Source organism: Curtobacterium sp. NPDC086286 (assembly GCF_044746255.1).
In the GTDB taxonomy this organism is placed as follows: Bacteria; Actinomycetota; Actinomycetes; order Actinomycetales; family Microbacteriaceae; genus Curtobacterium.
In genome coordinates this window covers 350927-373791 of sequence record NZ_JBIVBW010000004.1, presented here as the reverse complement: position 1 = coordinate 373791, position 22865 = coordinate 350927, and the positions used below count along the sequence as shown (strand labels likewise).

General features: G+C 67.9%; 24 protein-coding genes. 23 read left to right on the top strand and 1 reads right to left on the bottom strand.

Annotation, left to right across the window (positions count from 1 at the left end; translation table 11 throughout):
• Positions 1-265: 265 nt before the first annotated feature.
• From ACIPKM_RS10040 to ACIPKM_RS09965, 16 genes are all read left to right on the top strand, one after another.
• Positions 266-610 (top strand): flagellar basal body protein, encoded by a 345-nt coding sequence (locus tag ACIPKM_RS10040; protein WP_070418831.1) that lies wholly within the window; start codon positions 266-268, stop codon positions 608-610.
• Positions 607-1002, top strand: coding sequence for a flagellar basal body rod protein FlgC (locus ACIPKM_RS10035; RefSeq protein WP_070418832.1), 396 nt, complete (start codon positions 607-609; stop codon positions 1000-1002). Before ACIPKM_RS10040 ends, ACIPKM_RS10035 begins: the two co-directional genes overlap by 4 nt.
• Positions 1002-1355: a flagellar hook-basal body complex protein FliE gene (gene fliE / locus ACIPKM_RS10030; RefSeq protein WP_083403303.1), complete on the top strand. Its 354-nt coding sequence runs from the start codon at positions 1002-1004 to the stop codon at positions 1353-1355. The genes ACIPKM_RS10035 and fliE overlap by 1 nt, the downstream gene beginning before the upstream one ends.
• On the top strand, positions 1355-3025 hold the full coding sequence (gene fliF / locus ACIPKM_RS10025) for a flagellar basal-body MS-ring/collar protein FliF (protein WP_402736673.1): 1671 nt from the start codon (positions 1355-1357) through the stop codon (positions 3023-3025). The genes fliE and fliF overlap by 1 nt, the downstream gene beginning before the upstream one ends.
• Positions 3022-4071, top strand: a complete 1050-nt coding sequence (gene fliG, locus ACIPKM_RS10020; RefSeq protein WP_402736672.1) for a flagellar motor switch protein FliG — start codon at positions 3022-3024, stop codon at positions 4069-4071. Before fliF ends, fliG begins: the two co-directional genes overlap by 4 nt.
• Positions 4064-4699, top strand: a complete 636-nt coding sequence (locus tag ACIPKM_RS10015; protein WP_139199310.1) for a hypothetical protein — start codon at positions 4064-4066, stop codon at positions 4697-4699. The genes fliG and ACIPKM_RS10015 overlap by 8 nt, the downstream gene beginning before the upstream one ends.
• Complete coding sequence (locus tag ACIPKM_RS10010; RefSeq protein ID WP_402736671.1) at positions 4696-6048, top strand: FliI/YscN family ATPase; 1353 nt, start codon at positions 4696-4698, stop codon at positions 6046-6048. Before ACIPKM_RS10015 ends, ACIPKM_RS10010 begins: the two co-directional genes overlap by 4 nt.
• Entirely contained in the window at positions 6048-6479 is a 432-nt protein-coding gene (locus tag ACIPKM_RS10005) for a hypothetical protein (protein WP_071295367.1), read from the top strand. The genes ACIPKM_RS10010 and ACIPKM_RS10005 overlap by 1 nt, the downstream gene beginning before the upstream one ends.
• A complete protein-coding gene (locus ACIPKM_RS10000) occupies positions 6476-7189 on the top strand; it encodes a C40 family peptidase (protein WP_402736670.1) in 714 nt (237 codons plus the stop codon). Before ACIPKM_RS10005 ends, ACIPKM_RS10000 begins: the two co-directional genes overlap by 4 nt.
• Positions 7186-8796 (top strand): flagellar hook-length control protein FliK, encoded by a 1611-nt coding sequence (locus tag ACIPKM_RS09995; protein WP_402736669.1) that lies wholly within the window; start codon positions 7186-7188, stop codon positions 8794-8796. The genes ACIPKM_RS10000 and ACIPKM_RS09995 overlap by 4 nt, the downstream gene beginning before the upstream one ends.
• A gap of 40 nt (positions 8797-8836) precedes the next feature.
• A complete protein-coding gene (locus ACIPKM_RS09990) occupies positions 8837-9271 on the top strand; it encodes a flagellar hook assembly protein FlgD (protein ID WP_070418839.1) in 435 nt (144 codons plus the stop codon).
• Between the two features lie 46 nt (positions 9272-9317).
• Complete coding sequence (locus ACIPKM_RS09985; RefSeq protein ID WP_070418840.1) at positions 9318-10493, top strand: flagellar hook protein FlgE; 1176 nt, start codon at positions 9318-9320, stop codon at positions 10491-10493.
• 129 nt (positions 10494-10622) lie between these two features.
• The gene (locus ACIPKM_RS09980; RefSeq protein WP_402736668.1) at positions 10623-11993 is read left to right on the top strand and encodes a site-specific integrase; all 1371 of its coding nucleotides are present in this window, start codon (positions 10623-10625) and stop codon (positions 11991-11993) included.
• A 2-nt stretch (positions 11994-11995) separates the two neighbouring features.
• Positions 11996-13675 carry a hypothetical protein gene (locus ACIPKM_RS09975; protein ID WP_402736667.1) on the top strand — a complete coding sequence of 560 codons (1680 nt, stop codon included), beginning with the start codon at positions 11996-11998 and terminating at the stop codon, positions 13673-13675.
• 151 nt (positions 13676-13826) lie between these two features.
• Positions 13827-15887, top strand: coding sequence for a hypothetical protein (locus ACIPKM_RS09970; protein WP_402736666.1), 2061 nt, complete (start codon positions 13827-13829; stop codon positions 15885-15887).
• A complete protein-coding gene (locus tag ACIPKM_RS09965) occupies positions 15884-16345 on the top strand; it encodes a hypothetical protein (RefSeq protein ID WP_402736665.1) in 462 nt (153 codons plus the stop codon). The genes ACIPKM_RS09970 and ACIPKM_RS09965 overlap by 4 nt, the downstream gene beginning before the upstream one ends.
• A 43-nt stretch (positions 16346-16388) precedes the next feature.
• Here ACIPKM_RS09965 and ACIPKM_RS09960 read toward each other — a convergent pair whose 3' ends face one another.
• Positions 16389-16655, bottom strand: a complete 267-nt coding sequence (locus tag ACIPKM_RS09960) for a helix-turn-helix transcriptional regulator (protein ID WP_396127789.1) — start codon at positions 16653-16655, stop codon at positions 16389-16391.
• A gap of 514 nt (positions 16656-17169) precedes the next feature.
• On the opposite strand from ACIPKM_RS09960, the gene ACIPKM_RS09955 reads away from it, so the two are divergent.
• The 7 genes from ACIPKM_RS09955 (at position 17170) to ACIPKM_RS09925 (ending at position 22787) form a co-directional block, all read left to right on the top strand.
• A complete protein-coding gene (locus ACIPKM_RS09955; RefSeq protein WP_309887363.1) occupies positions 17170-17772 on the top strand; it encodes a hypothetical protein in 603 nt (200 codons plus the stop codon).
• A complete protein-coding gene (locus ACIPKM_RS09950) occupies positions 17753-18793 on the top strand; it encodes a hypothetical protein (RefSeq protein WP_402736664.1) in 1041 nt (346 codons plus the stop codon). The genes ACIPKM_RS09955 and ACIPKM_RS09950 overlap by 20 nt, the downstream gene beginning before the upstream one ends.
• Positions 18793-19068: a hypothetical protein gene (locus tag ACIPKM_RS09945; protein WP_309887365.1), complete on the top strand. Its 276-nt coding sequence runs from the start codon at positions 18793-18795 to the stop codon at positions 19066-19068. The genes ACIPKM_RS09950 and ACIPKM_RS09945 overlap by 1 nt, the downstream gene beginning before the upstream one ends.
• Before the next feature lie 47 nt (positions 19069-19115).
• The gene (locus ACIPKM_RS09940; protein WP_402736663.1) at positions 19116-19961 is read left to right on the top strand and encodes an antitoxin VbhA family protein; all 846 of its coding nucleotides are present in this window, start codon (positions 19116-19118) and stop codon (positions 19959-19961) included.
• Positions 19958-20212 (top strand): hypothetical protein, encoded by a 255-nt coding sequence (locus ACIPKM_RS09935; protein ID WP_309887367.1) that lies wholly within the window; start codon positions 19958-19960, stop codon positions 20210-20212. Before ACIPKM_RS09940 ends, ACIPKM_RS09935 begins: the two co-directional genes overlap by 4 nt.
• Positions 20212-21240: a hypothetical protein gene (locus tag ACIPKM_RS09930; protein ID WP_309887368.1), complete on the top strand. Its 1029-nt coding sequence runs from the start codon at positions 20212-20214 to the stop codon at positions 21238-21240. The genes ACIPKM_RS09935 and ACIPKM_RS09930 overlap by 1 nt, the downstream gene beginning before the upstream one ends.
• Before the next feature lie 131 nt (positions 21241-21371).
• Positions 21372-22787, top strand: coding sequence for a HEPN domain-containing protein (locus tag ACIPKM_RS09925; RefSeq protein WP_309887369.1), 1416 nt, complete (start codon positions 21372-21374; stop codon positions 22785-22787).
• Positions 22788-22865 lie beyond the last annotated feature (78 nt).

Genomic DNA, 22865 nt, shown 5'->3' with positions numbered 1-22865 from the left:
TCGATCGACCGGCGGAATGTCGGAGCATGCACACGCACCGGATGCGTGTGCATCGTGCGACAAAGCACGCGTCGATCGACCGGCGGAATGTCGAAGCATGTACACGTGAGCCCCCGCCCCCCGTTCGGGGCGACCCCTAACGCGCCCCACGGCCCGGCCGACAGCGCCCCCTGAGCACGGATCGCTCACCAGTTCGGCCACGGATCGGCCACCGCCATCAGGCGACGTCAACAGGGGACGTCGCCAGCGAGGGGACGGTCCACCAGTGTTCGATTCCGTGACGAGCGTCGCACTGCAGAGTGCGCTCGACGGCCTGTCGATGCGACAGAAGGTCATCGCGAACAACATCGCGAACATCAACACGCCGAACTACCACGCCGAGAAGGTCCAGTTCGAGGACGCCCTGGCGAAGTCGATCGTCGACGGGGACGGCGGCACGACCCCGACCGTCGCGCGGAGCCTCGAGCCGACGAACACGAACGGCAACAACGTCAACCTCGACGAGGAGACGCTCTCGAACATCGACACCGTGCTCCGGTACCAGTTCGCCACGCAGGCGATGAACTCCGAGCTCACCAGTGTCCGTGCGGCGATGCGGACCACCTCGTGACCACGTTCGACGCGATCGGCATCGCGAGCACCGGCATGACGGTGCACCGCAAGTGGCTCGACGCCGTGTCGGACAACATCGCGAACGTCAACACGGTGAAGTCGATGGACGACTCCGCGTTCCAGGCCCGCTACGTCGAGGTCCAGGAGGGCAACGGCGTCTCCGGCGCCTACGTCAAGGGCGCCGCGTTCGGCAGCGCCGCCGGCCGGGTCACGTACGACCCGGACAACCCGCTCGCGAACGCGGAGGGCTACGTCCGCATGCCGGACATCGACCTCGGCACGCAGATGGCGGACCTCATCATGGCCCAGCGGGGCTACCAGGCGAACGCCGCCGTGGTCGACCGCGCGAAGACCGCCTACGAGGCGGCCCTGCAGATCGGGAAGAACTGATGCCCATCGACGCCGTGAACGGTGTGACCACCAACGCGATGACGAACGCGATGACGAGCCTGAGCGGCACGTCCAGCGACGTCGGCACGAGCGCGACGAGCGGAGTCGCGGCCGCCGGCGCGACGTCCGACGGCAGCGGGTTCGCCGCCAGCCTCGGCAACGCGGTCGACGGGCTCCAGCAGCTGCAGAGCGACTCGAAGACCCTCGCGCTCAAGGCCGTCACCGGCAACCTCGACGACATCCACGACGCGACCATCGCCGCCACCCGCGCCCAGGTCACCCTCGAGCTCGTCTCCGCCGTCCGCAACAAGGGCGTCGACGCCTTCAACGAGATCATGAGGATGCAGGCCTGATGCCCGTCGCCGTCAAGGACCTCTTCGGTCGTCTCGCCGCCTACGTCAAGGGCTTCAGCGCTGCCCAGCGGACCATCGCGATCCTCGTCATCGCCGCGCTCGTGCTCGGCGGCATCGCGCTCGCGAGCTGGCTCGGCAAGGCGTCCTACGCCCCGCTGTTCACCGGACTGGCGGCGGCCGACGCGGCGAGCGTCACCGACCAGCTCACCACCGACGGTGTGCCGTACCAACTCACCGACGGCGGTGCCACGATCCTCGTCCCGCAGGGGTCGGTGTACTCGGAGCGGCTCAAGGCCGCGTCGAACGGGCTCCCCGCATCGAACGAGGGCGGCTACTCGCTGCTCGACAAGATGGGCGTGACGAGCTCCGAGTTCCAGCAGGACGTCACGTACAAGCGCGCGATGGAGGGCGAGCTCGCGAAGACCATCGGCGCGATGGACGGCGTGCAGACCGCCACCGTGCAGCTCGCGATCCCCGAGAAGACCGTGTTCGTCTCCGAGGAGAAGGACCCGACCGCGTCGGTGTTCATCGCCACGAAGAACGGCAGCGAGCTGAGCACCGACCAGGTCCAGGCGATCGTGCACCTGACGAGCGCCGCCGTCGAGGGCATGCAGCCGACCGACGTCTCCGTCGTCGACGCGAAGGGCCAGACGCTCTCCGCCGTCGGCACCGGCGCGACCGGCAGCGGGGCGGACCAGGCGGCCGACTACGACGCCTCGACGAGCAAGAAGATCCAGGACCTGCTCGACACGACCCTCGGCACCGGGAACGCCAGCGTCGTGGTGTCCGCCACGATGAACCAGAACTCGGGCACCCGCACGTCGGAGTCCTACACGACGCCGACGACCGGCCCGGTCGCGCTCAACGAGTCGTCCACCACCGAGCAGTACGGCGCGGGGTCCGGTGCCGGCGGGGCCGGGGCGACCGGCGTCCTCGGCCCGGACAACATCGCCGTGCCGAACGGCACCGCCACGAGCGGCGCCGACGACGGCTACAAGAACGAGTCCGCGACGAAGAACAACGCCGTCGACCACACCACCGAGACCACGCAGCTGCCGGCCGGTGGGCTCTCCCGCCAGACGATCTCGGTCGCGCTGAACTCCAAGGCCGCGGCGGTGCAGAACGCGAACCTGCAGAGCATCAACGACCTCGTGGCCGCGGCCGCCGGTGTCGACCAGACCCGCGGCGACCAGGTCCGCGTGGCGATGATGGACTTCGACACCAGCGCCGCCGACAAGGCGACGAAGGCGCTCGAGGCCCAGCAGAAGGCGGACCAGCAGGAGGCGCTGTGGTCGTCGATCCGCACCGCCGGGATCGTCGTCGGCGCGCTGCTCGCCCTCATCGCGATCATCGTCTTCCTCGCCCGCCGCAGCCGGAAGCAGGAGCGCGAGGCGGTCGACCTCGGCGAGCTCGACGCCTTCTCCGGCGAGACCTTCCAGCTCCCGCTCGCCGTCGACGGCGCCGCGGACCTGAGCACCCTGCAGGCCGGGGACGCCCCGACCGTCGCGCTGCCCACCGTCCCGCACGACGACGCCCCCACCGAGGTCCTCACCACCGAGGAGATCACCGCGGAGCGTCGTCGCCAGGACATCTCCGCCCTCGCCGAGCGGGACCCGAAGCGCACGGCCGAGCTCCTCCGCGGGCTCCTCGACGACCGGGCACCGGTGTGAGCGCCCTGGTGCCGAGCGCCGGCGGGACCGGCGCTGGCGACCGTGCGCTGACCGGTGCGCAGAAGGTCGCGCTCATCCTCATGCAGATGGAGACCGAGCGCGCCGCCGAGGTGATGAAGCAGTTCACCGAGATCGAGGCCGAGGAGATCTCCGCCGAGATCGTCCGGATGCGCCGCGTCGAGGACACCGTCGTCGACAAGACCCTGACCGAGTTCCACCGGATGACGCTGAGCGGCCGCACGCAGAAGCGCGGTGGCAAGGAGACCGCGCTCGGGCTGCTCGAGGCGTCCTTCGGTGCCGAACGCGCCGCCGGCGTCATGGACCGGCTCGCCTCGAACCTCGCCGGGCAGTCGTTCGACTTCCTCGACGACGCCGAGCCCGGCCAGGTCGTCACGCTCCTCGAGGGCGAACTCCCGCAGACCATCGCCCTCGTGCTCGCACACCTGAAGCCGGCGCAGGCCAGCGCCGTGCTCGCCGGGGTGGACGAGCGCGCCCGCACCGACGTCGCCCAGGCGTTCGCGACCATGGGGAGCGCGACCCCGGAAGCCGTCGGGATCGTCGCCGGCGTCCTCCGCCAGCGCGCCGGTGCCGTCGTGTCGCCGCGCGAGAGCGTCGAGGTCGTCGGCGGCATCGCCCCGCTCGTCGACATCATCAACCGCTCCGACGTCGCCACCGAGAAGGCCGTGCTCGACGGGCTCGAGGCGCGCGACCCCGAGCTCGCCGAGGACATCCGCTCCCGGATGCTCACGTTCGAGGACATCGTCAAGCTCGAGTCCCGCGACATCCAGCAGGTCCTGCGCGGGATCGACTCGAAGCTCCTCGCGACCGCCATGAAGGGTGCCGCCGCGCCGGTCGTCGAGACGATCCGGGCGAACGTCTCCGAGCGCAACCGCGAGCTCCTCGACGACGAGCTGCAGGCCATGGGCCCGGTCCGGGTCTCGCAGGTCGAGGAGGCCCGTGCCGAGGTGGTCCGCGGTGTCCGCGAACTCGAGGCGCAGGGCGTCATCACGGTCCACCGCGCCGAGGAGGACGAGCTCGTTGACTGAGTCCGTGGTCCAGCGCGTCGCGTTCCCCGTCATCGGGGACCCGTCCGGGAACGCGCGCGCCGCCAGCGCCGACGTGCGCGGGCACGCCGCCGGGTACGCCGCGGGGCTCCGGCAGGCGCAGGCCGAGACCGACGCGCTGCGCGCCCGGCTCGAGTCCGAGCACGCGGCCCGCACCGCCTCGATGCAGGCCGACACCGCGCGCCGCATCGCGGTCCTCGACGCCGCGACGAACGCGATGCTGTCGCACGTCGCACCGGTTCTCGACCAGGCCGAGCAGTCGGTCGCGGTCGCGGCCGTCGACCTGGCGGAAGCCGTCGTCGGGTACGCGATCCGCGCCTCCCGAACCGCGGACACCGCCGATGACGGACGGGAGGCGCGGGTCGTCCCCGGTGCGCAGGCGACCGTCGAGCGGGCGCTCGCGTCCATCGACCGCACCGTCGCCGTGGCCGTCCGGCTGAGCGTCGCGGACGCCGCGCGCGTCGCCGACCTCGACCTGCCGGTCCCGGTCGTCGCCGACCCGTCGCTGCGCGACGGGGACGCCGTCGTCGACCTGCCCGACGGGCTGCTCGACGCGCGGATCGCCACCGCCCTGGACCGTGCCCGCACGGCGCTGGGGGTGACCCCGTGACCACGACGCTCCTCCGCCCCCGTGGGCTCGACGAAGCGCTCCGACAGGCCGCTCCGCAGCGGGTCGGTGTCGTCACGAGCGCGGTCGGACTCGGCCTCACGATCGCCGGACTCGACGCGCACGTCGGCGAGGTCGTCGCCGTCGGTGCCGAGGGTGCGCCGCAGACCCTCGTCGAGGTCGTCGCGACCAACGTCACCGGCGTCCGCTGCATGCCGCTCGGGCGCCTGACCGGTGTGACCGCCGGCACGCCCGCACGGCCCACCGGGCGACCGGTGCTCGTGCCCACCGGTGCGGGACTGTTCGGACGCGTGCTCGACGGACTCGGTCGCCCGATCGACGACCGCGGTCCGCTCGTCGGCATCGGTGGCGAGCCGGTCGCGTGGGTGCCGCTCGACCACGAGACGCCGAACGCCATGGCCCGGACGCGCATCGACACCCCGATGCAGCTCGGCGTCCGCGTGCTCGACACCCTCACCACGGTCGGACGCGGGCAGCGCATGGGCCTGTTCGCGGGCTCCGGCGTCGGCAAGTCCTCGCTGCTGTCGATGATCGCCCGGGGGAGCGACGCCGCCGTCAACGTCATCGCCCTCGTCGGTGAGCGCGGACGTGAGGTGCGCGAGTTCCTCGAGGACGACCTCGGTCCGGAGGGCCTCGCCCGCTCGATCGTCGTCGTGTCCACCTCCGACGAGCCGGCGCTCATGCGCCTGCGGGCCGCGTTCGTCGCCACCCGCATCGCCGAGTCCTTCCGCGACGCCGGACAGGACGTCGTGCTGATGATGGACTCGCTCACCCGCGTCGCGATGGCGCAGCGTGAGATCGGGCTGTCCGTGGGGGAGCCGCCGGCCACCCGGGGCTACCCGCCGTCGACGTTCTCCGTCCTCGCCGGGCTGCTCGAACGCGCCGGGACCGACCGGGTCGGCAGCGTCACGGGGCTGTACACGGTCCTCGTCGACGGCGACGACCACAACGAACCGATCGCCGACGCCGCCCGGAGCATCCTCGACGGGCACGTCGTCCTCGACCGGAAGCTGGCGATCACCGGGCACTTCCCGTCCGTCGACGCGCTCGGCTCGGTGTCGCGCGTGGCCTCGAAGGTCACCACGCCCGGGCAGCGCGGTGCGGCGACGGCCCTGCGGAAGGTCATGGCCGCACGCAAGGCGGCGCAGGACCTGCTCGACGTCGGGGCGTACCAGCGCGGGACGAACCCCCTCGTGGACGCCGCCGTCGACCACCAGGACGCGATCGACGGCTTCCTGCGGCAGGGCATGGACGAGCGTGCGACCGCGGCTGCGTCGTGGCGCTCCCTCGACGCACTCGTCAGCACGCTCGGCACCGGGGGTGGTGCCTGATGGCCCGCCGGTTCCCGCTCGCCGGGCTCCTCCGGCTCCGGCACGCCGAACAGGACCGTGCCGCCGCCGCCCTCGCGACCGCCAACGAGCGGGTGCGCGACGCCGCCGACGCCCGGATCGCGGCGCGTCGGAACCTCGCCGATACCGAGGGGTCGCAGCCGATCCAGGACGCCGCGACCCTCAGCGCGGTCGCCGCGGCCCGTGCCGCCACCCGCGGGATGCTCGAGGAGCTCGACGCCGTCGCCCGGACCCGCCGCGCCGACGCCGACCGGGCACAGGACGACTACAACGCCGCCCGCCGGTCCGCCCTCGGGCTCGAGAAGCTCGAGGTCCAGCACGACGAGCAGCAGGCCGCCGAGGACCTCCGCACCGAACAGAACGCCCTCGACGAGATCGCGGCCCGCAGCCGCGCGGAAGGTGGTGCCCGATGAGCGTGGACGCCGTGCTCTCCCGGATCTCCGAGATCCGGACCCAGATCGATGCCCTGCGCAGCGGGACCACCGCGACGGCGGCCACCTCGGCGGCGTCGGGCGCCGCCACGTCGACCGCGTTCGCCGACGCCCTGGCGACCGCGACCGGGAGCGGGACCGGGACGACCGGTACCGGCACGACATCGGCTGCGACGCCCGCGACCGCCGCCACGTCCGTCGACGCCGGGGCCGGGACCCTCGCGACGGGCAGCGGCGCCACGGGTGCCGACGTCGTCGCGGACGCGAAGAAGTACCTCGGCGTGCCGTACGTCTTCGGCGGCACCACCACGAGCGGCATGGACTGCTCGGGGCTGGTCCAGACGGTGTTCAAGGACCTCGGGGTGACCATGCCCCGGGTCGTGCCGGACCAGGCGAAGATGGGCGTCGAGGTGGGGTCCCTCAAGGACGCGCAGCCCGGCGACCTCATCATCCCGAAGGGCGAGGGGCACGTCGTCATCTACGTCGGCGACGGCAAGGTCCTGCACGCGCCGCGCCCGGGCAAGGACGTCCGGATCGTCGACAACTGGTACAAGGACTCGGACATCGCCACGATCCGACGCATCGTGCCCGCGCAGGCGTCCGCCACGACGGCGACGACCGCGGCCTCGGGTGCGACGGACCTGCAGACGGCGGCGCTGCTGTCCCTCATGAACGCGGGGAGCGCAGCATGAGCCTGACCATCACCACGTCCGCTGCCGCCCCGGCACCGGCGCGGGCCGCGTCCCCGTCGGGTGCGCCGGCGTCCGCGGACTCGTTCAGCGCCGCGATGGCCGCCGCGGGGAACGCGGGTTCGGCCGCGGCCACCGGGTCCTCCACGTCCGCTGCCTCGGCTGCCGACGCCCGGGAGCGCCGCACGCCGACGGGGCCGTCCCACGACCGCCGCACCCCGGCGCCCGGAGCGGACCGCGATGCGCAGTCCACGGCCTCGGCAGCAGGACGGGACCGCCGCTCGGCGACGGACGCGACGACGACGGACGGCACGACGGACGGTGGGACCCGTGCCGCCGCGGCTCGCTCCGCCGACGACACCTCCGCCGACGGCACCTCCAGCGACGGCACCGCCGCCGGTCCCGCCGCGACGGGGACGGCGCCGACCGTCGACACCGCGTCGATCGTCGCTGCCCTGGTCCAGGCGGTCCCCGCCGCGCCGACCACCGCCGCCCAGCCGCTCGCGACTCCCGCAGCAGCCAGCTCGTCCGTGGCGTCGCTCGACGCGCACACGCCGGGCAGCGGGGCGACCCCGACGCCCGACTCCGCAGACCCGACGATGCACGCCGACGCCGCGAGCAGCGAACACCCGACCGCGGCGACCGCTGCCGCGACCCCCGCGGCCGGGGCGCTCGGCGGCACCCCAGCGACGACCGCCGCCGGAACGACAGCTGCCGCGGCGACGACCCCGGCCGCCCCGCTCGGCACGTCTAGCCCTGCCCTCTCGGGGGTGTCCCCGCACGAGGCCGACCGGACGGCAGCAACGCCCGCGTCCGCCGTCACGGGGGCAACGGCCGCACCGACGGCCCCGGCAGCAGCAAGCACGCCGGTCGCCCAGAGCACCCAGGCCAGCCAGAGCGCCCAGGGCACCCGGGCCGCCACGACCGGCGCCGGCGCCGACCCCGCCGACGCCGGGCAGCCCGTCGTCGCCACGGCCACGGCCACGGCCACCGCCCCGACCACCGGAGCACCGGGCAGCAGTGCCCAGACCGGCCACGAGTCGGACAGCGGCGCGCCCGACCAGGGCGATCCGCGCCTCCAGGCCGTCACCACGCCCCGCGGCGGCGAGAGCGCCTTCGCGGTCCCGACCACCTCGCCGACGGCGCCCGCCGCGCCGGCCACACCGACGTCCGGCGCAGCCACCGCGAACGCCCCGGCCCCCCTCGCCCAGCAGCTGGCCCGCCCGGTGTTCACGCTCGCACAAGCAGGCCCGGGGGAGCACGTCGTCACCGTCCAGGTGACGCCGGACACGCTCGGCCCGGTCACCGTCCGCGCGCACGTCACCGCGCACGGGATGCACGTCGAGCTCTTCGCCGCCTCCGACCCGGGGCGCGACGCGGTCCGGCAGGTCATGCCGGACCTCCGCCGCGACGCCGCCGGCTCCGGACTGTCGACCACGCTCGACCTGTCCTCGCAGAACCACCCGGACACCCACTCCGGGCACGACGAACGGCCCGCCCAGACGGGTCCACGCGTCGACACCGGCCAGGAGGCGCGGCGCACCCCGCGCGCACCCGGCACCGCCCACACGCCCACCGTCCGCACCGTCGGACTCGACGTCCTCGCCTGAGCGACGACCACCAGCACAGGCAGAACCGAAGGGAACGACCATGCCGATCGACGGCATCACCGGCACCGTGGACCAGGCCGCCCAGGCCGCGGCCCTCGCCGCGAACCAGACCAGCTCACGGTCGCAGACGATGGACTCCGAGGTGTTCATGAAGCTCCTCGTCACGCAGCTGCAGAACCAGGACCCGTCCTCGCCGATGGACACGAACCAGATGATCAGCCAGCAGACGCAGCTCGCGATGATGGAGCAGATCACCAACCAGACCACGACCGCGAACGAGAACTTCTCGCTGCAGATGCGGATCGCCGCGGCCAACCTCGTCGGGAAGCAGGTCAGCTACACCGACGCCACGTCCGGCACACCGATCACGGGGACGGCGACCGCGGTGTCGTACGCCCAGAGCGTGCCGACCGTGACGGTGAACGGGAAGGAGGTCAACCTCGACGTGATCTCCGGCATCAAGACGACCTCCTGACCCCCTCTCCTTCTTCTTCTTCGGTACCTCCACGAAAGGACGCACCATGCTCCGCTCGCTCTACTCCGGGATCTCCGGCCTCCGTTCGCACCAGCAGATGCTGGACGTCACGGGCAACAACATCGCCAACGTCAACACCGTCGGCTTCAAGTCGTCGTCGACGGTCTTCCAGGACACCCTGTCGCAGATGACTCAAGGTGCCGGCGGACCGCAGACCGGCATCGGTGGCACGAACCCCGCCCAGATCGGCCTCGGCGTGCAGGTCGCCGGCGTCTCCACGAACTTCGCGCAGGGCTCCGCCCAGGCCACCGGCAAGGCCACCGACCTGATGATCTCCGGCGACGGCTTCTTCGTCACGCGCCTCGGCAACGACACCGTGTACAGCCGCGCCGGTGCGTTCGACTTCGACGCCGACGGCCGCCTCGTCAGCGCCGACGGGAAGATCGTGCAGGGCTACCCGGCCACGAACGGCGTCGTGAACGAGAACGGCGCCCTGTCGGACATCGTCCTGCCGCTCGACGCCGCCGCGCCCGCCGTCCGCACCTCCACCGCTGGTGTGACCGGCAACCTGCCGTCCGAGACCGCCGTGGGCGCGGTCATCACCCGCGACGCCACCGTCTACGACGCGTCCGGTGCGAAGCACACCATGTCGATCGCCTACGAGCGCACCGCTGCCGGCTGGGACGTCACCGCGACCGACGGCCAGGGCACCCAGGCGACGACGTCGCTCACGTTCGGGACCGACGGCAAGCTCACGGCCGGTGGCACGCTCGCCGTCGGGGGCATCGCCGTCGACATGCGGCAGCTCACGGGCTTCGCCTCGCTCAACACCGCGTCCATCTCGTCGCAGAACGGCCACGAGGCCGGGTCGCTCCAGGGCTACTCGATCTCGAAGGACGGCACGGTCGTCGGGACGTTCTCGAACGGTGCGTCGCTCGCCATCGGTCGGATCGCCCTCGCGACGTTCGCGAACCCGGCCGGTCTCGAGAAGACCGGTGCGTCGGGCTACCGCGCCACGGCAAACTCCGGCAACGCCACGGTCGGCGCTCCGGGTTCGCCCGGTGTCGGGCAGCTCGCGTCGGGCACGCTCGAGATGTCGAACGTCGACCTGTCGCAGGAGTTCACGAACCTCATCGTGGCGCAGCGCGGGTTCCAGGCGAACGCGCGCATCATCACGACCTCGGACGAGGTGCTGCAGGAGCTGACGAACCTGAAGCGGTAAAGATCCGGAAAACCCCCCTGTCTCCGCGTCACGAGCGAGCAGGGGGTGTTTGCCGTATGAGTCCGGAAAACCCCTGTCTCCTGGCCTCGCTCTGGGCCATACTGGCTCCCACTATCGAAGGGGCAGGCGATGGCACGAGTGCGAGTGCACCGCGGCGGCGGCTGGGACGTTGAGGTCGTGCAACGCACCCTCGGCGTCGTCCCGCACGTCGTTCCACCGGTCACGGCTCCCGTGATCACCATCGACGGAATCGTCGAGGACGACGCATCGGCGTGGCTGCGCGAAGTCGACGCGCGCACGGGACTCCGCAAGACCAAGACCGCAATCACCCGCGCCGACAACCTCCGAACATTCCTGCACTACATCACCGCACACAACACGTCACTCCGCGGCGCAACAAACGCGCACATCATTGAATACATCAACACGCGCACGACTGGGCCAAATCGCGTGTCAGGGAACACCATAGCCTCCGACCGCGCGACGATCCGCGGCTTCTACGAATGGCTGCGCGACGAGCGAGGTATTCCTCTGCCAATCACGATTGACGAGCTGCGAACAGCTAACGGTCCGGTGCTCTCAATGCGCGAAGGTCGGGGTATCCCGAAAGCGAGCGCCGCTCAAACGCCGCTCGAACCACCGCAGATCGATGAACTCCTCGCCGCCGCAATCACCCGCAACAACGGCCAGAACTACACCGCTGCCCGCGACGCCGCCTTCATCTCCCTCGGACTCGCTTGTGGCGCACGAGCCGATACGCTCGCCCACCTCCTCACCTACGAACTTCCTCAAGCTCCCTCATCCACACCACGCAACCCCAGTCCAGTCGAGGGCGATCTCATTCAGATGCGCCTCCCCGGCGCCGTTTCAAAAACCTCCCGGGAAGTCGTCCTCCCCGCCATCCGTCGACACCTCGACCGAGTGCGCAAATACGTCGATCCGGAGACAGGCGGCCGACGGCTCCAACTCGACAGATGGAAGCCACCCGCAAATCCGATCTGGGTTGCGATCGGCCCCACGGCAAAGTTCCACGGCATCGTCGACACGGACGGCATCCGCAGGAACTTCAACACGATGACCGCCGATGAACGGCGGCGACTCGTCACCAAAACCGGACAACCAGCGATGATCTTCCTGACCGTCCACCGCGGCCGCCCTCTCAGCGAGCGCACGGCCGAAGAGATCGTCGCCGACGTCTCCGCGGAGGCGGAACGCCGCGCTGCGGAGGCCGGAAGCATCTTCCCCCACGTGACGACCCACGACCTTCGCGGAACCTACGCAACGCACCTCGCAGCGCTCTTCTACTTCGGAGTCCCGACCAGTGCTGGACGAGACCTCGACGGCAGACCCCACCGCATTAACATCCAAAGCGCAGTGAAAATGGCATCGATCGGGCTCGGTCACATCGACCAGAACACAACCCAGCTCTACATACAACAAGTCGGACTGATGGCCAGCCGATACACCATCGACGCGTTCCTCGGACGGACGCGACAATGAGAATGGACAACGACCGCACCTACCTCAGTGCGCGCAACACGGACCAACGCGGAGTCAACCCGAACTACATCACGGAAGCCTCGAGAACCACAGGCGGAGATCTTCGGCTCGCTGTCAGCGGCGCTCGGTATCCAGTCTTCATTCGTCAGCTTCGATCCACGGAGGCGGGAGACCAGCTCACTGAGCACCTTTTGAGTTCGATACATCTGCGGGGTGGCACATGGACCTCAGCCACCACCGTGAAGACGGTGGCAAGTGGGGCGCGTCAGTTCCTGGTGGAACTCGAGCGCGTTGCTGGATGTACTCGTCTGGACGACGAGTTGCTGACAGAAGTGAATCTGTGGGATGCGATCGTCCGTGCCGCTGGCAATGCAAGCAAGCGCCGAAACCTAAGACGCTGTGTATGCGGCGCTTTGGAACGGTGGCATCCTGACGGAGCAGTATTGTCGGAAGCGCTCTTCGCCTATACGATCCCCGTAACAAAACCGTCTGTGGTCGGCTACGCGCCGGACATCATGGACGTCATCGAAACGTTAATGAAGGAACGAGTCTTCGCATGGTTCTTGCGGTATCAAGAAGCCGTGGAACGCGCTTACGGGACGCTGCCAAAGGACTGGCTCCAGCTCGAACCGACCGTCCTCGCTCCCCAGAAGGAAGCGCTTCCGAAAGAATTCGAAGTACACGAGGACGACCTCGTTCCGGCAATGATACTGCTCGCCGTCCTCGACAATCTCGGCCCAAACCTGAGCGTCATTCGTTCGTTCACATGCGACTCTGCCGAGCAATCGAGCGAAACAGCCGGATACGCAACCGGCGTCAAGGCCCGCAACGGCCAAGTCATTCGTACACCGGCGCCAGCCGGGGGACTCTTCAGCTTCGTCGGACTGCTCAATTTTGTCACAGCCGCCACAAACGTCGACCGCGCGTTCCGTCAACACTCGTTTGACTTCGACCGCCTGCTCTTCATCCCAACCGGTGCCAATGAAGTGCTTAGCGAGAAACATATTCGCAAATGGTGGTTCTCGCACGTCGGAGCAAGTTCTGATCGCGGCGGCCTTCCTGGCTCGATCAGCTTCCGTAAGCTACGGAAAGGGGCCGCAAACCGCGGGAGAAGCTCGGGACAGCGAATCAGCGGGCAAAGCGAAGAGATGTCCCGAATCTACCTCGCGGACGCCGTTCCCGACGTCATCAGAGTGCCCCTCCTTCTCGCCACGCAGGACAACGTCGCGCAACATTGGCGAGACCGTACGTCACTGACCTTGGAGGACGTTCCGAACGAGAGTGAGCTTGACCAACACGAGCGCGACGCGAAGGCCGCGATCGAGGCAGCAGACGGAATCATGGACGTCGGCGTCGCAGCATGCATCACTAACGGGCAATCCCCAACAAATCCCGCGCTCCCTTGCGGTCTAGGGCCGATCGCGTGCTTCACCTGCCCGAAAGGCTACCGCACGCCTGAAGTCATCCCGGGTCTGGTCGCGGCCGTCGAGTTCAGCGCAAACATCAGAAAGTACGAACCAGCCGAATGGCTCGACGGTGACGCGCCGCTCTTGAATGCATTCGCGACCCGCAGCCTCGAACAGTTTCCGAAGTCGCTCGTCGACGCAGCGCCCGATACCGCCGTCGACAACGGTCGCACGCTAGTTGCCTGCGCCTACTATGAAACGAGGATTCGTGAATAAGACTCCAGCGGTTCCGACAATCCCCGTTCAAGGAGCGCGGCCACGGCTCAGCCCCGGGACCGATGTGCGCGCGCTCATCCCGCGAGGTGTGCAGATTCGCACTCCCATCCGGTACGGCGATGACATCTGGGACATCCAAGGCTACCCACTCGTGAACCAGAGCGTGAGGAACATCGAGTTCGCTGACATCCCGGTGCGCTGGCGGCACGTCGTCAAGGACTGGATCCTCCTCCGCCTCAACCCGACGCTCGCAAGAACCGGCGCCAGTGGCCTCGACACCTCGGCCCCCAACGCTCTCGCCCTTGCCGCTGCCGCGCCCGTTTCGATGATGACCGCGGTCGCCTACGCTCTTACATTCAAGGTCACCCTGCCCATCATCGATGCCCACGGCACGGTATTGACCGCAGCTGGGTGGCGGTCCGTGGCGCAGGCCATCGAGGACCGTAGCCCCGGCAACGCGCCGCTAACGAGCGCAACGTACGCACTGCAGTTGCCGGCGCTATGGAAGGCTCGACACGTGCTCGGGGCGCCGGAAATGTTCGGCGGCCGCCCATTCGGCGGCGAAAGCGTGATGAAGGTCTTCAAAGTGCCAGAGCGCGGCCCGAACACTGAGCGACCCAACCCGGAGATTTGCGGCGCAGTCCTCGGCCTGAGTCTCTGGATCATGGACCACTGCGCGGAGGACATCCTGACGCGCCGCGAACATCTTGCCCAGGTGCCCGACAGAACACACCTGAGCCGACCCGAGCAACTCGCGGTGGTCATGGACGACCTGCGACGGTGGCGGGAGACCGGTCGTGCCCTCCCGGCAACGGTCGGACTGCGCGGAGATACAGTCGATCCCGCTCCCTCCTGGGCCACCTTCGTCAAAATGGCAGGCTGCTCAAACAAGGTGCTCAAAAACCCGGTCGGCCCTGCGGTAGCTGTTTGGGCAGACCTGCGACGTGAGCGAGGCGTGTCGGTAACGGAGGACGGATTCGACCTGCCGATACAGCCCGTTCCAGCGCTCGACGGATCACTTCGTCCGTGGACCGACGGGCTGATCGCGACCCGCTACGGAAACGGGCTGGACTATTGGACATCTCTGCTTGCGTTCGCATGCGCCTACGTCGTAGCGCTGCTCACAACCGTACGGGACCGAGAGTTCGCGGCACTGCCCGATGACTGCATCCGCGCCGGAAGCTACGAACGAGGCGACACCGATGTTCCTGTGACGCGAATGCGCGGTTTCCTAGTCAAGAACGTGCCAGAGCCGCGCCCCGCCACCTGGGTCGTCAGCGAGGACGTCGTCCGCGCCGTTCAGATCATCAAGCGCCTGAAGAAAGCGTTGCACCTCGCGCCAAGAGTGCACCCGACCACCGGTGAGGAAATCCTCTTCCACCCTGGTCTGGGACTCGGTAAGGTCACCAAGACGGATTCGATGGTGCTTCAGTTCGAGTGGCTTCGTCGCTTCGAACGTGCCGGGGAGATCCTTTCCGATCGCGGCTTGATCGCTGCACTCCCTGAACTGCCAACGTGGCTGTCCCATCGAACAATCAGGATCACTGGAGTGCAGTGTTATGCGTCCCAGCCATGGGGCGACGCACTCGCAGCAGCCCAGGGGCATTGGTCCAGCCGGAAGGTGGCAGAGGGCTACTACGGCCACCTTCCAAACAGTGTCTACATCGCGGACCCAGAGTCCGTCGAAGAAGTTCGGCAGGTCGTCCTAGGTCAGACGCTCGTCGACGTCGCCGCCGACATCACGGAGCTTGGGTTGAGCGACGCGATAGGCGGCCGAGGTGCCCAACGGCTGGACGACACGCTCATCCGTTCGGACGCCTACAAACTCATCAACGAGCCTGTGACGGGAAAGCAGCTCGTCAAGCTCGCCAAGGGCAACAAGAACGTCGTTGCCGGCACGTTCACCATCTGCGTATTTGGCCCCGGCGGACTGTGCGGCGGCGTGACGGAAGCAAACTTCCGGCTCTGTCGACCGGGAGCCTGCAAGAATTCAGCCATGACGAAAGGGCAACGAGCCCGGCAGGAACTCGCACGGAGGGAGCACATCGGCCGTGAAGGCATCTTCGAACGCGCCCGAAAGAAAATCGAGGCAGACATGCCACAACTCAAGCCAGAGTTCGAGTCCTTTACGGATCCCGAGCTGATCGAGCTGATCCTCACAGAGCTGCCGGGAAGCTACGCGGCGGCGGCGCGGCGGCAGGTGGTCGCATGACGACGCACCGGGAGCTGGCCGCGATCCTCGCCACAGTCATGAGCGGCAGCGAACCCCTGCCAGTACCACTGCAAGCCGTCATCGCGGGAACACTGCTCTCAGGCAACGGCGAGCCTGTGAGCAAGGCTGGCATGGCGCGAATCGGCAAGTATTCACACGGAAGTGCGCACAAGCACTACAACGAGTTACTCGTCGCACTCCAACATCGGATCCCGCTCGAGGTCAGCCGAATGAACGACGACGACCGAGATCCGATCACCGTCACTCGTCTACGCGCTGAGCTCACTGAGCGCGACGCGACGATAGAAGCACTCCGAGAACAGATATCGACGGCGAGCGAGAACCTAGAGAACGTACGGCGCTACGCGCTGGCACTGCACCAGCATGTGCATGACCTCGAGGCCCAGGTCGCGTCTACGGAAGGTAGGCAGGTGCGGCCGCTTCGTATCCTCGAGTAACCTGCCGAGCTCGTCCCACGGTTCGGGCCCGAGTCGACTACTGTCAACGATCGACGACTACCTCGTCCGTTGCGTCCGGGGCGTCGAGGGCCTCGACCAGGTCGCCGAAGCGCAGCCCAAGTCCTTGTGCCAGCTTCCACCATGCCGTCAGCGACCCCGTCCGCTCGCCGGAAGCGAGATACTGCACGCTTCGCCGTTGCAGGCCAGACCGCGCCGCTAGCTCATCCCAGCTCAGACCTGCCTCGTGCCGAGCTTGCTGCACCGCGAGGCGAAGTGCCGGGAGGTTCGGCTCGCTGCGATCTGGCACCATTCGACGCTGTCGTGAAAACTGCCAGAGCGCAGTGAACAAATGTTCGCTATCTTGTCGAGCATGGCAATACGTGCTGCAAACAGGGCGAGCGCCGCATCGATGCGTCGGTACGACGCTCCAGGCACGCCACCGGAGGTCGTGCACACCGCAGGTTCGCGGTGGAGCGCTTGTGCACTGCCGGCACGCATCGCAGGGCTCGGCGGCGCTCAGGATCCCGCACGATTCGTTGACGTCGGCAATGTGCCTCACCCGAACACGCTAACGAGGAGGCCTCTGCGCCGCCGTGTCGGCCTGGTCGTCTTCGCGGGCGCCTTATGACGAGGGGAGGTACCGCGGACGAGCCTCCTGTGCGGTACGTCGACGCGACGGATTTCGGCGCTCATCCAGTCGAGTGGGTGCTTCTCGTGCATGGCCACGGGCATGTGGTGCTGACCGTGGAGGGTCTGCCCGTAGCTCGGGTCGAGCCGCTTCCCGGGGCAGCTCGACTTCCGCAGGTTAAGGCGGGGGAGCGGCTGTGACGCCGGGCGCAGACGGCGGTTCAAGGACCCGGCTGGTGAGGCTACCGATCTCGTTCATGCGCGAATCACCGCCCCCGGACCTCCGAGCGCTTTACGCCGAAGTTCAGGAAGGCCAAGCGGTCATCGGGGGTCTGAAGATGGGCATCGGCGCCCTCCCGGTCACGCGATGGGACCCGTCCTACGCTGCCGCCGGTTGGACGCTTTACGGTGCCGAGCTGACCCTCGACCAGGGTCATCCCTTCGGGTCGATGTTCTACCGCAACGACGACGATGGTCGGGTGCTGCGCGTCGGGGTGACGTGGCATCCACCGGTGCAGCGGCTCGAGTTCCCCGCGCTCCACCCGTCGAAGCCGGAGCTGACCTCCGATTGCACCGCTGAGGAGGTCGCTGCGGTGGTGTTGGATGCGCGGAGTCGGATCGGGACGCTTGTCGCGGTCAACGCGCAGATCGGGTCGTTCGTCGCCACTGAGGAGTCCGAGAACGCGATCCTCGACGCGTCCGGGCTGGGGCTCGAGCGGCTCTCCGAGGACGACCCACGGTTGGCCGGACGTGGTTCGGACCGGCCGTCGGAGCCGGACGGTGGTGGCGTTGATGGGTGACCGGCAGTGGGTGCAGGACATCCGCCATCACCAGAGGATCTTGTTGTTGCCGTTCGGGCTCGGGTGGACGATTGACATCACTCAGACGCTGGTGGCGTTGGCGGCGGCGGGGATGCCAGCGAAGGTGGAGGCGTTCGACAGGCTCCGGTTCGACGACGGCCGGTCCGGGTTCCTGTCCACCCCGAACCCGACCGCCACGATCAACGACGACGGCCCGCCGGCCGAACGTGACGAGGACCTCATCGTCCTGCCCGGCGGGTCCGAAGGTGGTGTCCTGTCGTTGGCGCGCCGGTACCCGGACCTGGTGGTCGTGAACGGGAAACGGCAACGCGTCTGGGCCAACGGCAAGCAGGTCTACGGCTCATCGATGGAGCGCGACGCGACACCGGGATGGCGGAACGTGTTCGCCGTCGCCCGCACCGTCACGATGCACGGCGGCAGCACCGCCGACATCGCAGCGCGAACCGGCCTGTCGGTCAAGCAGGTTTCGGAGGTGCTTCGGACGCTCGGAGATCACGTCGTGTCGACCGAGCGCGGTTGGGAAGCAGCCGATTTGGGCCAGCTCGTGGACTGGACGCTCGCCGCGTACCCGGGGCCGGGCGGGATCCGCACCTCCTGGCGACGCGACGACACCATCGACGACCAAGCAGACCAGCTCATCGGTCTCGGTGGATTGATGTCGGACCGGTGGGCGGCGCAGCAAACCGGCGTCTTCGTCCCACCAAACCGACTGACAGCGTTCTTCGCCCAGCACCCCGACATGCAGGCAGTCGGCTACAAGCCCGCCACCGCGAACGACATCACGGTGACGGTCGTCATCCCGCAAGACACCACGATCCTCACCGCCGAGGGGTGCTGCACGGATGACTTCATCACCGCGCATGTCATCTATGCCGACAGCTACGACGACGCGAATACGGACGCGGTGAACGGGCTGCGGCAGTTGCTGCGCTTCCGATCCGACCTCGCCCACGACCTCCGCTGGCACCCCGACAGCGGCGACGAGGACGGAACGGGCTGATGTTGCAGCTGCTGTCGCTGACGTTGGCGTTCGACGACACCCGGTTCTTCGGATCCGTGATGTTCACCGACACCGACCACCCCGATCAAGCACCGACAACCGTCCTCATCGACCACACCGACGAACCGCCTTGGTTTCGGCTTATCAGCGTCGACCCAGACGAGCAAGATCCGTCGCCCCCGGCGATGGTCGAGGCGCACCGGATCATGCGGTTCATCCTCCGCTACGCACCCGATCGCATCGGTCGCACCCCCGCCGACTTCCCGCAACCCTGACGGCCCCGCCCCCCCCCGACTGGAGATACCTGCTGATGATGCGTCTGGTGTCGCTGCATCTCTCGAACGACCGGATCCTCTGGGGCAACCTGCTCCTCGAGGACACCGACAACCCGGATGCGCATCTGACGCAGATCATGGTCCGCGCCATCGACACGGGACCCGGCTACGAGCTCTATGACAGGACCAACGCGGTTCTGTCGGACCTGAACGTGCCAGCGGTACGAGAGGCGAACCGCATCGTGCAGACCATCCTCATCCCCGCCTCCGAAATCGCCAGACGCGAGAAAGCAGTCCGGGCGGTCATCCACTCCGGCTACCTCGAAGGGTTCCCCGACGACATGCCCTGGCAGTCACAGCTGTGGAGGTACGCCCGCGGGGAAGTCACCCGGGAGCAGCTCAGCGCCTACGCCGACGACGGCCGGCAACTCACTCGCGGCTCCGACTCCCCAGTCGACCCGGCAGATGTTCCGGAGGACTGGTGGCGGAACACGCAGGCCCGCATCCGCCGGCACCTGCTCGATGCGACCCTCACCGAAGCGGAAGCCGCCGCAGCACTACAGGTCACCATCGATGACGTTGGTGAGCTGTTCGGGTCGAATCGACTCCTCAGCTTCGACCTCGAGGGCGAAGAACGCATCCCCGACTGGCAACTCGTGAAACCGGCCCTGCCCGAGTTCGGCGACCCGTCCAGTCTGCTACCCGGCCTCGACGTCCTCCTCGCCGCGGCACCGCAGCCGCTGCTTGACGCAGCGGCCATGACCGAGTTCATGACCACACCGCGCACCTTCCTTGAAGTCGACGACGAACCGCTGACGCCGTTGACCTGGATTCAGCAGGGGCGGCCGCTCGCAATGATCGTCGCCCTGTTCCGCGGACGGCAGTGGCGATGACGACCCACCGTCCGGACCTGTTCCTCATCAACGTCGCCTTCGACCTGCACGGCGTCCACGGTCACATGTACTTCCGCGACCCACCCGACACCGAACTCCGACAGGTCATCGTCCACGGCAGCGGCGACGCCGCCACCTACCGAATCGAACCCGCCCCCGGCGACACCCGCGACGGGTGGGACCCATTCCTAACCGAGGCGGGCTGGATCGTGGCGCTCATCCGCCCCGACACTCCAGAGGAGCGCAGCTGATGGGGCCCGCACTCGAATGGGTCGCCGCCGCTTACGGTGGTCGGCCGCAGATCACCATGCCGTACGGGCTCGGCGACACCACTGACCTCACTGACGCTCTCGCCGTTCTTAAGGTTGCCGGACACACCGCGGTCGTGGAGACGCACGACACGATCCGCCTCGCCGACGGCCGCCGCGCACGATTCCCGACCCTGACGCAGAGACCACGCGACGAGCCGGCTGTGCCCGCGGAAATGCTGTTGCTGGCGCCGCGGACGGTGACGACGACACAGATCGCACTCGCCGAACAGACCACAACGGTCCTCCTCGTCGACGTCGACCGACGACGCGTATGGGTCGACGGTAAACAGGTCCTCGGCAGCCACGACCGGTGGAAGGACGCAGCGCCGATCTACATCACCTTCGCCGTTGCGCGGATGCTCGCCGTCAACGGATCCACCTTTGACGGCCTCGTCCGCGCAGGACTCACGCCAGGGCAGGTCGACGACGCCCTTGCCAGGCTCGGCAAACGCGTCCACCGCACCGACATCGGATGGGAATCACGGCAAGTCGGTGGCCTCGTCGACTTCGCCATCGCCTGCTACCCGGGACCCGGCGGCGTCAGGACGCGGTGGACATCGGACGCGCCGCTCGTCGAGCAGGCGAAACGGCTCATCAGCGCTGGCTGCCGCATCTCCGGCCGCGCCATCTCCCAACGGCCCGGTTACCCGGCCATCAGCAAACGAGAGATGCCGTACCGGCTCGTCGCGTTCACCGAACACGAGGTCGACATGGGCTCGCTCGGGTTCGAACCGGACACCGTCGGCTACTCGGGCACCGAGCTGGTTCGACCCGCCGATCCCACCACCTTCCTGACCGCAGCAGCGGCCGGCTACACGGACCGCACTGACGACATCATCACCGCCAACACGTTGCTGCGAGCCGACATGCGCAACGACGACGACGCAGCATCACTCGAAGAAGTCCGCAACCGGCTGCAGTTCCTCGCCGACACCGGATACGACCTTCGGCACAACTTGCCGGACTAACGACGCCTCGACCGAAGGTGCGCAGCCGGCAGAAGGCCACGTCAACGAGGGTCGTCGCTGCGCCCATGCCCCTATCCTTGCGCGCCTGCCGAGATTGGAGGAATGACAGTGTCAGACCTTAAGATTCGGGCATGCAGGACGCCATCAATCGGGAACTCGCTACCCGGGCAATCGCCGCCGTCAACGCGGTCACGGCGCTCCTTCCCGAGATCGCGACCACCCCCGGGTACGTTACACGCCAGGAAGTACCCGAGTACCGGCTCAATGAGCATGGATGGCCATCTATCAGCAAGAGTCGCTTCGTGCACAGCACCGACGGTCCGATGGACGTAATGAGTCTTTTCACGAACAGAGGGACGGAAGGTAAGCCCAGACTCGACGCGTCTGAGATTGCCGAGCTTCAAGATATGATCGAGTTCGTCCTCGCTGACGGTGATTTGTGCGCACGCATCTCAGGCGCAGGCATCAACCCGGACGACGCGGCCATCGCACGCGTGTTCAAGACACTTGATGCGACCAGGATCGTCGCAACGATTGCCGAGCGGGTGTACGCGACCGGCCTCCCCGTCGAGACGGTGTACCGAGAGCACGAACGAGCACTCCTAGCGGACACGCTGCCCGTTGACGTGGTCGTGCCGATCACGCTGACGCAGCTTGACATCGACGAACCGCTGCACCTCGGAGACGACGTGTGGGTCGAAGCGCTCGACGAACCCACTCAACGAGCACGAGCCGTTGACCGCAACTCAAGCATCAACGCGTACCTCGTGTCGGCAGCAACGCACGCGGTGGTCCTCCGCAATCGTGAGGTCGACAACTCCGACGGTCCGCTCCCGCGGCGAATCCGGTTCGACAACGACCCACCATTCATAAGCGAGATCGACGAGGTTTTCCAAGCACTGGACATCGCAACAGAACGACAACTCGGATACGTCCAGGTGGCGCTTCGACCACGCGGTTGGGCCTACAGTTGGCTGAGCGATCTTCCTCCGATTGAGAACACAATTATCGCCTCGCGCTTACCTCCAGCTCTGGCGGATCACGGTTGGAGTCGCGCGCCGAAGACCATCAGCGCAGCACGCTGCTACCGCGCAGCCGAGGTCTTTCCTCGGTTACGTTCCACGAACGCTCGCGCAAAACTCGCAGCACGGCGACTGCGGCAAGCATCACTTCGACCACATCCCGATGACGCGCTCCTCGACGCCTGCATCGGGATCGAAGCACTCCTTGGGGAGGAACACGACGAGTTGGTGCACCGTATGGGGCTGCGTGCTGCGACCGCTCTCGCTGACAGGATGGACGCAGCGTTCGCGTACGACGTCCTCAAGAAGGTGTACAACCACCGGTCGAAAATCGTGCACGGCACAGAGCCGAAGAACTCAAGGATCACTTTGAAAGGCGAAGCGTGGTCCGCGTGGGCCGTCGCCGTCCTGCTGTTGCGATCGCTCCTGCAGTCGCACCTTGGCGAGGACGAACCTTGGACCGTTACCGATCTCGATCAACGCCTCTTCAAGTCGCTCACCACGTTCGCGCAGTCCGAAAAGTGAGCACGCCGAGAGCTCCCGCCATGCACCTGGTGCTTCAACCTGAACCGAGAAGGCGCGCGAGAGTGCGACCCTCCGATG